Origin of the sequence: Clostridium sp. KNHs216 (genome assembly GCF_006714885.1) — a bacterium.
Lineage (GTDB): Bacteria > Bacillota > Clostridia > Oscillospirales > Acutalibacteraceae > Caproiciproducens.
Window position 1 is genome coordinate 3,694,093 of sequence record NZ_VFMF01000001.1, and the last position, 12,161, is coordinate 3,706,253.

General features: G+C 50.6%; 12 protein-coding genes. 9 read left to right on the forward strand and 3 right to left on the reverse strand.

Going from position 1 to position 12,161, the window contains the following annotated elements:
* The first annotated feature begins 109 nt into the window (after positions 1–109).
* Both LY85_RS17735 and LY85_RS17740 read left to right on the forward strand, forming a co-directional pair.
* Positions 110–454, forward strand: a complete 345-nt coding sequence (locus LY85_RS17735; protein ID WP_038323437.1) for a hypothetical protein — start codon at positions 110–112, stop codon at positions 452–454.
* Between the two features lie 253 nt (positions 455–707).
* Complete coding sequence (locus LY85_RS17740) at positions 708–1,556, forward strand: HD domain-containing phosphohydrolase (RefSeq protein ID WP_185741270.1); 849 nt, start codon at positions 708–710, stop codon at positions 1,554–1,556.
* A gap of 71 nt (positions 1,557–1,627) precedes the next feature.
* Here LY85_RS17740 and LY85_RS17745 read toward each other — a convergent pair whose 3' ends face one another.
* Positions 1,628–2,320 carry a DUF554 domain-containing protein gene (locus LY85_RS17745; RefSeq protein WP_141827712.1) on the reverse strand — a complete coding sequence of 231 codons (693 nt, stop codon included), beginning with the start codon at positions 2,318–2,320 and terminating at the stop codon, positions 1,628–1,630.
* A gap of 130 nt (positions 2,321–2,450) precedes the next feature.
* Between LY85_RS17745 and pglX the strand changes: the two genes are divergently transcribed.
* From pglX to LY85_RS17760, 3 genes are all read left to right on the forward strand, one after another.
* Positions 2,451–5,711, forward strand: a complete 3,261-nt coding sequence (gene pglX, locus LY85_RS17750) for a BREX-1 system adenine-specific DNA-methyltransferase PglX (protein ID WP_185741271.1) — start codon at positions 2,451–2,453, stop codon at positions 5,709–5,711.
* A 28-nt stretch (positions 5,712–5,739) separates the two neighbouring features.
* Positions 5,740–6,402, forward strand: coding sequence for an HAD family phosphatase (locus tag LY85_RS17755; protein WP_141827714.1), 663 nt, complete (start codon positions 5,740–5,742; stop codon positions 6,400–6,402).
* 262 nt (positions 6,403–6,664) lie between these two features.
* Entirely contained in the window at positions 6,665–7,267 is a 603-nt protein-coding gene (locus tag LY85_RS17760) for a DUF5050 domain-containing protein (protein ID WP_185741272.1), read from the forward strand.
* A gap of 56 nt (positions 7,268–7,323) precedes the next feature.
* On the opposite strand, the gene LY85_RS17765 is transcribed toward LY85_RS17760, so the two are convergent.
* On the reverse strand, positions 7,324–8,097 hold the full coding sequence (locus LY85_RS17765) for a hypothetical protein (RefSeq protein ID WP_141827716.1): 774 nt from the start codon (positions 8,095–8,097) through the stop codon (positions 7,324–7,326).
* Positions 8,098–8,323: 226 nt separating this feature from the next.
* On the opposite strand from LY85_RS17765, the gene LY85_RS17770 reads away from it, so the two are divergent.
* The 4 genes from LY85_RS17770 (at position 8,324) to LY85_RS17785 (ending at position 11,811) form a co-directional block, all read left to right on the forward strand.
* Positions 8,324–8,761, forward strand: coding sequence for a YaiI/YqxD family protein (locus LY85_RS17770; RefSeq protein WP_141828193.1), 438 nt, complete (start codon positions 8,324–8,326; stop codon positions 8,759–8,761).
* Between the two features lie 198 nt (positions 8,762–8,959).
* A complete protein-coding gene (locus LY85_RS17775) occupies positions 8,960–10,381 on the forward strand; it encodes an FAD-dependent protein (protein WP_141827717.1) in 1,422 nt (473 codons plus the stop codon).
* A 115-nt stretch (positions 10,382–10,496) separates the two neighbouring features.
* Positions 10,497–11,522 carry a hypothetical protein gene (locus LY85_RS17780; protein ID WP_141827718.1) on the forward strand — a complete coding sequence of 342 codons (1,026 nt, stop codon included), beginning with the start codon at positions 10,497–10,499 and terminating at the stop codon, positions 11,520–11,522.
* A gap of 52 nt (positions 11,523–11,574) precedes the next feature.
* Positions 11,575–11,811, forward strand: a complete 237-nt coding sequence (locus LY85_RS17785) for a helix-turn-helix transcriptional regulator (RefSeq protein ID WP_141827719.1) — start codon at positions 11,575–11,577, stop codon at positions 11,809–11,811.
* A gap of 13 nt (positions 11,812–11,824) precedes the next feature.
* Here the strand turns inward: LY85_RS17785 and LY85_RS17790 are convergent, their stop codons facing one another.
* Positions 11,825–12,151 carry a hypothetical protein gene (locus tag LY85_RS17790; protein WP_141827720.1) on the reverse strand — a complete coding sequence of 109 codons (327 nt, stop codon included), beginning with the start codon at positions 12,149–12,151 and terminating at the stop codon, positions 11,825–11,827.
* Between the last annotated feature and the right edge of the window lie 10 nt (positions 12,152–12,161).

The window sequence follows — 12,161 nt, forward strand, 5'->3', positions numbered from 1 at the left end:
TTAATCTGCTCACATAATCAAGGTGTGGATGTTGACTTGATCAGGTGGGCTTTTAAAGTTGTGTGCTTTTTTCGGAGCTTTTTTAAATGAAAGGAAGGAATTTTAATAGATGGAATCGTTTGAGAGTGTTGATAAAACGCTGCAGAGAGGATTGACGGAATTTGTAAAGCTTCGTCTGAAAATTCATCATAGAAAATATAAACAGGAAAAGGAAAAACGTGATTTTAAGCTGAACCGCAAGCTGGATCAGGAGTTTAACGAGCTGCTGACCCTGCTGGAGAAGGATAAAAAGAGCCTGCTGATCGATTATACGGACCATCTTTGCCAGAAATATTTTGGTCTTGACCGGTGGTTCTATGAGCGTGGGTTAATGGATTGCCAGAACTACTATAAGGGACGATGGAGGGGTGTAATGAACTGTCAGGTTCTGCAGGATGAAAAAACAGATCCATAATGAGCTGAAATTCTGTAATATAGGGCGGCAGACGGACTCGTCTGCCGCCTTTTTGTGAAATTACACGGAATAGAAAATGAATAGCGGAAATATCTTGAAAATATTTACCTATAGGTTAATATTGACATATTAATCCATATTATGCATAATAGTTACAAGAAAACATTTTTTCTTTGCTATGGAATTTGAAACCGAAATTATCAAACCAAATTTGGCTTTCAGAAAACAGACCGAAATAAAGGAGATGGATAAGGTGGTCACTGAAAAGAAGGTATACACGAGCAGGGATGTCTATAATAAAAACGGAATCTTACTGGTAGCGAAAAATGAATTGCTGACCAAAGAAGCACAGGCAAGGCTGAAGTCGATCGGCGCTCTGAATTTCCGGTATCCCAAAAGTGATTCACCGGAAAAAACAGACGGCGTCGGTGCGGAAGAGACCATACGGAAAAGCTGTGATCATATGCAGGAGAAAATGGGACAAAACTGCACTGCTCTGCTGTCAAAGGCTTCGGATATTCTGACCGCCGTCCTTTTTCAGTCCAAAGAAATGCCGTGGTGGGCAGCGGTGCTTGCTCTGGAAAATTACATAGACTGGCTTTATACCCACTGTGTTGATGTTGCGCTTCTGTCGACGATGATGGCGATTGAGCTCCAGTATTCCGATTCCCGGCTCACTCAGCTTGCGCTGGGCGGTTTTTTGCATGACGTCGGCAAACTCTTGATCCCCAAATCCATGATTCAGAAGCCCTCCAAATTGAGCAGGGACGAATATACGATTATGAAGCAGCACTGTGTTCTGGGAGCGGAAATGTTACAGGGCATTGAGGTCCCGTCCGTTTGTCTGAACATTATTCTGCAGCATCATGAAAGGCTCGACGGCAGCGGATATCCGAACGGGCTGAAGGAAAATCAAATTTCAGAGGAAGCCCAGATCGTCATGATTGCGGACGTTCTGGACGCAATGACTTCTTATCGTCCCTATAAGAAAGAAAAAAGCATGAGCGAAGCCTTTCTGGAGCTGCAGAAAGAAGAAGGGCTGTTCAATCCTGATTTGCTGAAGCAGTTTGAAAAACTGCTGGGCCACGGGAAAACAGGGTAGGATACCCGAAAAGGCCGCTGCCGAGAATCCGGCAGCGGCCTTTTCGGGATATGCCGATATCGGGAAAAACCTTATGCGATACCGATTGCTTTTTTGATGAAATAATACAGAAAAGGAAGAAGAATGGCCGGCAGCATGTTGCCGACCTTTATTTTTTTGATTTTCAGCATGTTCAGCCCGATCGCCATAATCAGGACGCCGCCGATGGCCGAAATTTCCCGTACCATTTCGTCGGTCAGCAGGGACTTGAGAGAAGACGCCAGCAGCGTGATAATGCCCTGATAGAGAAATACGGCTGCGGCGGAAAAAATCACGCCGAAGCCCATGGTCGAGCTGAGGAAAATGGACACGATGCCGTCGAGCACCGATTTGGCGAACAGCGTCTGGTGATTGCCGGTCAGCCCGCTTTCAATGGAGCCGACGATCGCCATGGAGCCGACGCAGAACACAAGACTGGCGGTCACAAAGGCTTTTGCGACGCTGCCGTCCGTGCTTGAAGTCCTGCTTTCGATCAGCTGGCCCAGCCCCGCGAGCCGGTCCTCAATTTTCAGCGCCTCGCCGATGATGCTGCCGATCACCAGGCTGAAAATCAGCAGCACCAAATCGTTTGTTTTGATGGCGCTCATCATTCCGATCAGCAGGACGGACAGCGCGACCCCGTCCATAATGGTTTCACGGTAATTATTCCGGATACCGCTTTTTAAAATCAGTCCCAGCGCCGTTCCCAGCGCAATGGACAGCGCGTTGACAATGGTTCCTAACATGTTTCAGCACTTCCCCGTTTCTTCATATGGTTTTAATCATATATCATTTTGGGAATCGGTGTCAATAAGATTAACTTTTTGGCGAAGATATGGTATGATAGTCTCATTCGAAGAGAAGGGGGATGGTAGGGTGAATAAGGCGGCGATCCGGGCTTTTGCGGTTGGCGCCAGAGAAAAACTCATCGCGTCCGTCTCCCGGCGCACCGTCGAACTGACGGCGCAGAAACGGAACCCGTTTCCCGGACTGACGCAGGACATTGAAAACACCGGCTTTCAGACCGTGGTGGAGGAAGTTTCCTATACGTGGTTTATCCGTATCATCGGCATCCGGTTCATGGAGGTCAACGGCTATCTCCCGGGGAAGGTGCGCGTCCTTTCTTCCGAACAGCCGGGACAGATTCTTCCGGATATCCTGGCGGCCGAGCCGCCGGAGGACCGGTCGGACGAGCGCTTTACCGCGCTTTTTATTTCTGTCTGCCAGTCCCTCGCCAAAGTTCTTCCGGAGTATTTTGAAAGAGAATGCAATTATCTGGAACCGCTGCTGGAGCTGTCCTTTCGGGAAGCGGACGGGGTTGTCCGCAGCCTTGTGGACGGAATTTCCGAGGAGGACTTCCGGGAGGCGGTTGAGATCATCGGCTGGCTGTACCAGTATTACAACGACGCCCGCCGGAACGAGGTCATCAGCCTTTACGGCGGCAGGGTAAAAAAAGAGGACGTCCCGGCGGCCACGCAGTTTTTTACCACGGACTGGGTCGTGCGCAGCATGGTGGACAATTCTCTCGGCCAGTACTGGCTGGAACGGAATCCGGACAGCGCGCTCAGAGAAAAGCTGGAATTTTATCTTGGGGCGGAAAATGCTGCCGTCCGGGAAAACATATCACCTCAGGAGCTGAAGCTTCTCGATCCGTGCATGGGCAGCGGGCATATCCTTGTCTACGCATTTGACCTGCTGATTGAAATTTACCGGGAATGCGGGGTGAGCCCGCGGGACGCGGCGGAGTTGATTCTTCGCCGCAACCTTTACGGGTTTGACATCGACAGGCGTTCCTGGCAGCTTGCCTGCTTTGCGCTGCTGATGAAGGCGCGCGGATACAATGCGGATATTCTGACGCTTGGAATCCCGCTGAACCTGTATGTCATCCGGGAAGGGCCCGGGATCGGTGAGAACCTGCTGTCCTTTGTGGCGGACGGCGACGGGCAGATCAAAGCGGATTTGCAGAATCTTCTTTCGGCCCTTCACGGGGCCGCCGAATACGGAAGCCTGCTCCGTGTGGAGCCGGTCGGCTTTGACCGGATTTTCCGGCGGGTGGAGGAAATCAGGCGGCAGCCGTGCGACAGCCTGTTTGCGCTCGCGTACCGGGAAGATACCGTTCATAAGCTTTTGCCGCTGCTGCGGCAGGCCCGGGCAATGGCAGGAAAATATACGGTGGTTGCGACCAATCCGCCTTATCTGAACCGCATGAATAAAAGGTTGAAATCCTATATCAATCGGCATTACCGCGACTATGCCGGGGACCTGTTCTCCGTATTTATTTACCGCAGCTTCGGCTTCTGCATTCCAGACGGCTACTGCGCGTTTATGTCGCCGTTTGTCTGGATGTTCATCAAATCGTATCAGAAATTAAGGGAATACATCATCCGGGAAAAATCGATCTCCTCGCTGATTCAGCTGGAGTATTCCGCTTTTGACGAGGCCACTGTGCCGATCTGTACCTTTGTGCTGAAAAACGGGCCGGAAACCAGGCCCGGCGTGTATCTGAAGCTCTCCGACTTCCGGGGCGGCATGGAGGTGCAGAAACAAAAGGTGAGGGAAGCGGTGCAGAACCCGCACTGCTCCTACCGCTTTGAGACTTCTGCAAAGCAGTTCGCTCGTATTCCCGGTATGCCGATCGCCTACTGGGCGGGCGAAAAGCCGGGGGAGATATTTTCCTCCGTCCCGCCCCTTTCCGAAAGCGCAGCGGTTACGAACGGGCTTTTTACCTGTGACAATAAACGCTTCCTGCGTTTCTGGTACGAGGTAGCTCCTGAAAACATCCATTTCCATTGTACCGACCGGGCTGACTGCCTGCAGAGCAGCCGGAAATGGTATCCCTATAACAAGGGCGGCGATTTCCGGAAATGGTACGGCAATCAGGAATACGTGGTCAATTTTCAGCATTTCGGGCAGGAGATCAGCGAGTTCCGCGTAAAGTCGGGACAATCCGCTTCCTTTCCCGGCCAGGGCTTTTATTTTGAGCAGAGCGTGTCCTGGTCGTTCGTCAGCTCCTCCAAATTTGGCGTAAGGTATTATCCGAAGGGCTTTGTGTTCGACATCGCCGGGTCCTCCGTTTTCCCGAACCGGGAGGACGATTTCTATTATATCCTTGGGTTTTTGTCCAGCAGCTGTGCTTTTTCCATGCTGAACCTGATGAATCCCACGCTGAATTATCAGGCGGGCAATATCGCCAAGCTTCCGCTGCGGGTGGATGAAACCGTGAAACAGCGGGTCGGTATGCTGGTCGCTGAAAATATCGAAATTTCCAGGGAGGACTGGGATTCCTTTGAAACCAGCTGGAATTTTCGAACTCATCCGCTGCTTCATTTCAGGACGAAGGGAAAAAACTGTAAAATTGCCGATGCCTTTGCAGCATGGAAGGATTTTACCGACCTCCGTTTTCAGCGAATGAAGCAAAACGAGGAAGAGCTCAACCGGATTTTTATTGACCTTTACGGTCTGCAAAACGAGCTGAAGCCGGATGTGGAGGAAGGGGACGTCACCATACGCCGCGCGGAGCTTTCCCGCGATATCCGCAGCTTCCTCAGCTTCGCGGTGGGCTGCATGTTCGGGCGGTACGCCGTCCCCGGCTATGACCCGCAGGAAGGGACAGATCTTCTGCCCGTTACCCCGTATCTGGAAAACGACCTTGCCGTGCGGCTGGTTTCCTTTGTGAAGCTTGTGTTCGGTGAAGAAACGCTGGAAGAGAATCTCTCTTTGATCGTTTCCGCGCTCGGCGGGAGCGGCGGCGCGGTGGATGTTATCCGGAGCTATTACGGGAATGAATTTTACCGTGAGCATATTCGTATTTATAAAAAGAGGCCGATTTACTGGATGATTGACGGCGGCGCTTTTCAGGCGCTCTGTTATATGCATGCCTATGATGAAAACACCTTCGCCCGCGGGCTGGATTTTTTGGAAAAAACGCAGTTCGGGCTTGAAAAATATACGGAAAAGGAGGGGCTGACCAAAAAACGGCAGGAAAGACTGACGGAGCAGCTTACCCGGCTGCGGGATTTCGGCGGACGGCTGGAAATTGCCGCGAAAAAGAAAATCCGGATTGATCCGGATGACGGTGTGTTGACGAATTACGCAAAGGTGCAGGGAGGGGAAGCGCTTTTTCCCCAAATCAAATGAATAAGTAATGAATAGGTGAGGTTTACGCATGATTAAAGCAGTGGTACTGGATATGGACGGAACCATGTTCGACACCGAACGCCTTTCGATCGACGGCTGGAAGAAGGCCGGCGAGGCGCTCGGGTGCGGCAATGTGATGGAATTGATTGAACAGGCGATGGGAATTACCGCCGCCGCTGAAAAAGAACTGTTTTTAACAAAGTACGGCCCCGACTTTCCGTTTGAAGAATTCAGAAGGATCAGCGTGGATTACAGCAGGGACTATATCAAAGAGAACGGCGTCCCGGTAAAAGAGGGGCTGTTTGAACTGCTGGACTATCTGAAACGGGAAGGCTACAGAATCGCGGTCGCAACGTCCTCTTCACGCAGCAGCACCATGAGCCATTTTGAAAATACAAAGATAACCGGATACTTTGATCAGATCATTTGCGGCGACATGATTGAAAAAAGTAAGCCCGACCCCGATATTTATCTGAAAGCGGCCCAGGCGCTCCAGGTTCCCCCGCAGGAGTGCATGGCGCTGGAGGATTCTCCGAACGGAATTCTTTCCGCTTACCGCGCGGGGATGAAAACCGTTATGATACCGGACACGGTTCCCGCAAATCCGGAGCTGGAGGAAATGCTCTTTGCGTGCGTCTCCACTCTTCGCGGCGTCATTCCGGTGCTGGAGAACCTGAAAAAAGGAAAATAAAAAAGCTGCCGCTTGGGTCAGGACGTAATAGAAAAGTTTTTCCATATCATGTTACAATGGCGCAGGGGCCTTGCGGCTTTTGCGCTATTCTTCCGCCGCCGGCGCGGGACGCTGGACACGGGAACCAACTTAAAGGTAGAATCAATCAAGGGGGATGAGATTGCCATAAAAAAATAGCTTTTTAAGCGCTTTTCGAGAGCTTACGGAATGTTTTGCATCATCCGGGATCACTATCAAAAAATAGTAAAGGAGTATGCTCTATATGACATTAAGAAAGCTGTTTTTTATTTGTTTCTCGGCGCTGTTCGTTCTGACGGCCGGCTGCAGTGCGCCAAACGGAGTGAACACGGTTGGCTCCGGTCCGGTATCAGGCGTTTCTTCTCCCGAATCTTTAGTATCCGCGCAAAGCATAGTTTCTGAACCGGCTCCCGGCAATCCGGCCGGTATATCTTCCGCCCCCGGGATCAGCAGCAGAAAAGAGGAAGGCGGCGAGTGGGTGGCATACGACACGAACAAGGACAGCTACAAGCTTCATATCAAAAAAGCGGACGGCACCGAAGACAAGGTCCTGGTAGACGATCCTGTGTTAGCGCCGTGTGTGGCGGGCGAATGGGTGTATTTTCTTTCGGACCTGGGCACAATTGAAAAAGTAAAACTGGATGGTTCGCAGAGGACAAAAGTCTGCGGAACCGACGCAATAGAAAATCTAAATGGCAATATGTCCATTACCGCCGCGTATCAAAACGGATTTATTTTGTATACAACGCAGCAATGCCATGAGGTGGGAAACAACAGCTCGTATCCCGTGCACTATTATCAACTGGATCCGGATACTAATCAGATAACAGAAGTGAAGGACCAGTAATGCCGGAGATGATCCAATAAAAAAGCTGCCGCTTGTGCGGCAGCTTTTTCGCGTGTTCAGCTCAGTCTTTCGATTTTGGTGATGGTAACGCTTCTGGTGTTGGAGCCGTCTATGGCACCTTCATAATAGATTCTCAGCCTGCGCCCCAACTGCAGACCCTTGCCGGAAGTATCCGCATCTGTTCCGTCCCTGAGGAAGGTGATCGAGCGGCCGTCGTCCGTCTTGATGGTAATGGTCTGCGTCATGATCTCTTCCAGCGTTCCTTCCACAGTGGAAATACCGCTGGAGGAAGCATTCGCGTCCAGAATCTTGAACCGGTTGAGGACGTCGCTGTCCGGCAGAACCATACTGTTGAACAGGTCCGACTTTTCCCCTACTTCGTAAGGGGAGTTCTTCGGCAGAGTAAAGCAGTAAACGACGTCTTCCTTTGTTCCCAGATAGGTGGGTTTGGGATCAAGCGTTTCGCCCTTTGTTTTCTCCCACCAGTCCTTTGAAACAAGGAAAATCGTAAGCAGTGAGCAGTTTTTGTCATTTTGAAAAAGAAAATCCACTTTCGTATATTTTGTGCCGCCGTCCGACATGGTTTCCGTAGTAACCACCGGGGTATAATTCTTATCCTCCCAGCTGTCGGGGACTGCAAGTGAAAAACTCAATTTGTCGTTTGTATAAAATTTCTGAACAGCACTGCTTTTTGCGTTGCTTTTGGCTCTGATTTCAGACGGGGCGGTTTCCGCAAGCATGACAGCGGGAGCTTCCGTTTTTGACGCGCATGCGGTCAGCAAAACCAGCAGAACCGATAGTAACGGTATGAAAAGCTTCAGTTTCCTCATAAATCTCCTCCATTCGGGCATAACTTTACAGCTACATCATATTCCGGGTGCTTGTAAAAGTCAATTATGATGTAAAAATTGTAATAATTCATTACAATTCTGTTATATTTTAATACAATCCATCAATCCATCTTTTGCGGTTTCGTGCTATAATAACCTCGTAGCGTAAAACGGGGCGAAGCCCCGGCGCTGAGATTGGGAAATTTTAGAAGGCGGCGGTTATTTGATGAATATTCTGGTGGATGCCGATGCCTGCCCGGTCAAGGAAATTATTGTCCGGCTGGCGAAAAAACAGAAGGTGCCTGTCATCATGCTGACCGACACGAGCCATCTGCTCGACGACGGGTACAGCAAAGTGATTACGGTGGACAAGGGCCGTGACAGCGCGGATATCCGTCTGGTCAATCTGGCCGGGAGCGGGGACATTGTCGTCACTCAGGATTTCGGCGTGGCGGCGATGGCGCTTGCCAAGGGCGCAAAGGCGCTGAACCAAAACGGCATGGTCTACGACGATTCCAATATGGACCGTCTTTTGTTTGAACGCGCGCTCGGTCAGGAAATGCGCCGCGCGGGGGCAAGGAGCGGGAAGTTCAAAAAGAGAAGCAGGCAGGACGACGAATCGTTTGAGCGGGTCCTTTCACGCATGCTGGAAGAAAATATTTGACAAACGAAATGGATATGTTATAATACCATTGTTTTGCCTGAAGCAAAAGATCATATAGCAAATCCATTTCAGTTTGCGAGATAAAATACGTTTCTCTCCGCCTAAGGTTGGGGAGAAACGCAACCTTGTTTGCAGAATCCACTGGAAATGCTGTGGTTAAAAAATAGCGATTAACACGAATATTGTGAGGTTGAAAATATGTACGATTATGATCTGATTGTCATCGGTGCCGGCCCTGCCGGCATTTTTACGGCGCTGGAGATGGATAAGCTCGCGCCCGGGAAAAAGATGCTGGTGGTAGACAGCGGCAGCACGATTGACCGGCGCGCCTGCCCGGCGAGGACCTCCGGGCAGTGCGCCCACTGCAAAACCTGCAATATTATGAACGGCTGGGCCGGCGCCGGCGCTTTTTCGGACGGAAAGCTGTCCCTTTCTGAGGAAGTCGGCGGCAATATCACGGATTATATGCCGGTGCAAAAGGCGCGGGAGCTCATCCGCTACGCCGACGATATTTATCTGCATTACGGGGCTCCGGACAAGATTTTCGGAAAAAGCGACAAATTCGCGGAAAAGGTGTCCTATGAGGCGCGCAGGGAAAATATCCAGCTGATTCCCTGCCCGGTGCGCCATATGGGTACGGAATATTCCTTTGAAGTGCTGAGGGGCATGTACCGTTACCTTTCCGGCAGACCGAATTTCGAGTTCAGGGAACACACCACAGCGGATTCCATCTTTGTGGAAAACGGAAAAGCGGAGGGCGTGTGGCTGGTTGACCGTTCCGGCGAGCGCACCCTTGTCCGCGCACCCTACGTGGTGGCAGCGCCGGGACGCGGCGGCGCCGAGTGGCTGGCCCGCATTGCCCAGGAAAACAAGCTGGCCACCACCAACAACGAGGTCGACATCGGCGTGCGTGTGGAAGTACCGAACGCGGTGATGGACCACCTTACCAAAAACCTGTATGAGGCGAAGCTGGTTTATTATTCGGATACGTTTGAAAATAAGGTGCGTACCTTCTGCATGAATCCGGGCGGCATTGTCAGCGAGGAGCATTACGACGGCGGCATCGGCGGGGGGATCGCGGTTGTAAACGGCCATTCCTACGCCGACGAAGACAAGCACAGCGAAAACACCAATTTTGCCATGCTGGTTTCCACCCGTTTTACGGAGCCGTTCAATCAGCCGATCGAGTACGGCCGGTATATCGCGCAGCTGGGGAACATGCTTACGGGCGGCGGCATTATGGTGCAGCGGCTGGGCGACCTTCTGATGGGAAGGCGCACGGACTATACCAGACTGAAAAAGTCCACAACGGTGCCCACCCTGAAAAACGCGGTGCCGGGCGACTTGTCCTTTGTGCTTCCTCACCGTCATCTGACCAGTATTGTGGAGTCGCTCCGCGCGTTTGACAAGCTGGCCCCGGGACTTTACTCCAAGAACACCCTGCTTTACGGGGTGGAGGTCAAGTTCTATTCCTCCAAGGTATCGGTCAAAAAGAATTTTGAGACCGAAATCGAAAATCTGTACACCATCGGCGACGGCGCCGGCATTACCCGCGGGCTGATGCAGGCTTCCGTAACCGGCGTTGTGGTTGCGCGGGATATCGCGAACAAGCAAAACTGATTTTTTTAAAAGTTTGGAAAGCGGCAAACCCCTCCGGCGGGTTTGCCGCTTTTATGCATGTCTTAAAAATCCAATCATATAATGTGATAAACAATATTGGGGGGAGGACGTTTCATTGCCGGATTTTTCTTTGAACTATTTTATCGCTTCCAACAGCTCAAGGGGATATGTCAGCTTTTTTCAATCGAATTTCGGCCGCCTGAAAACGGTTGTCCGTCTCAGCGGTTATCCGTCCATCGTCGTGTCGGACATTGTGAGCGGGCTTTGCTCCGCCGCGCGTGACAGCGGCTGTCATGCGCAATTGATCCACAATTGTCTGGACAATTCCATGGAAGGGGTCATTATCCCGGAAAAAAACGCGGGAGTGATCAATTTTCCGCTTTACGGGGAAGAGGAATATCCCGTGGCGGCAATTCTCAATGACGACAATCTGAGCCAGACCCATGCCTGCCTGGCGGGCGCGGTCCGGCATTTTTCCGCCGCACGCACTATCCATGACAGATGGGAGCAAATCTACGTTTCCAATATGGATTTCGACGCCGCCAACAGGCTGACGGCCCGGACAATTGAAAAAGTAATCGGAGAAAAAACATTGGGAAAAAAGGGAGCGCAGGTTCACCGCTACTTCGGCGCGTCAACCGTGAACGGCGCTTATGATTACATTGACAATCTGACGGAGGACCTTGAAAAACGCTACTTTATCAAAGGCCGGCCCGGTACTGGAAAATCGACTTTTCTGGGGAAAATCGCGGAGTATGCCGCAGCGGCGGGATTCGATACGGAAATTTACCACTGCGCGTTTGACCCGAACAGCCTGGATATGGTGATTCTGCGGGAACTGAGCGTGGTCCTGTTTGACAGCACTTCCCCGCACGAATATTTTCCGTCCCGCCCGGACGACGAGGTCATCGATATTTACAAAGCCGCAGTCGCGGAAAAAACAGACGAAAAATACCGCACGGAAATCACGGCCATCATGATGGATTATAAGGCGGAAGTCGCAAAGGCGGCCAAACAATTGGCCCGCGCGAAGCGATATTACGACGAAGTGCAAAAGGGAATCATTTCAAAAATCAGCGCTGAGGCGCTCGGCCTTGCCGAAAAGAAAATTAGGGATACTGTATTCGCAAATAGTCCATAATGTCAATAGACAATCAGATTGTACTAAAGTATAATGCATTTGGTGATCATAAATGAAATTGAGGATCCGTGATATCAGAGAAGACCGGGACCTTACCCAAAAACAGATAGCCGACTACTTAATGTGCGATCAGTCCCTGTACTCCAAATACGAACGGGAGGAAAGGGGGATTCCACTGCATCTGATTGTAAGACTTGCCCGGTATTATCGGGTGAGCGTGGATTATCTGGTTAGCCTGACCAATACAAAAACGCCTTATCCCATGGAAGGCGCAACCCTAAAAAGTTAGACAAATATTTTGATTAAGCAACCGAAAGGGGCTTGTCGCCTGTGTAAAGCGGGCGGCAAGCTTTTACATAGGAAACAGGAACAGAACCTATTTTCGTAAATAACTTACTGACGATTCGGCCATTTTCAGTGATTGGTAGGAAAATAACATCATCACGCACTACAACCTGATATGTACTTGAATCCGTTTTAATCAAGTAGTAGTTTTCTTTTTCATTGTATTCTAGTTTTCCTTTATACAACAGGTTGTCTTCATCACCATAAAGAAGCACTTCATTATTTTCCATGACTGAAAGTTTATAAGATATTCCATTCGTACCGCGTGAAAGGTAATACCCCATTGAAATGGAC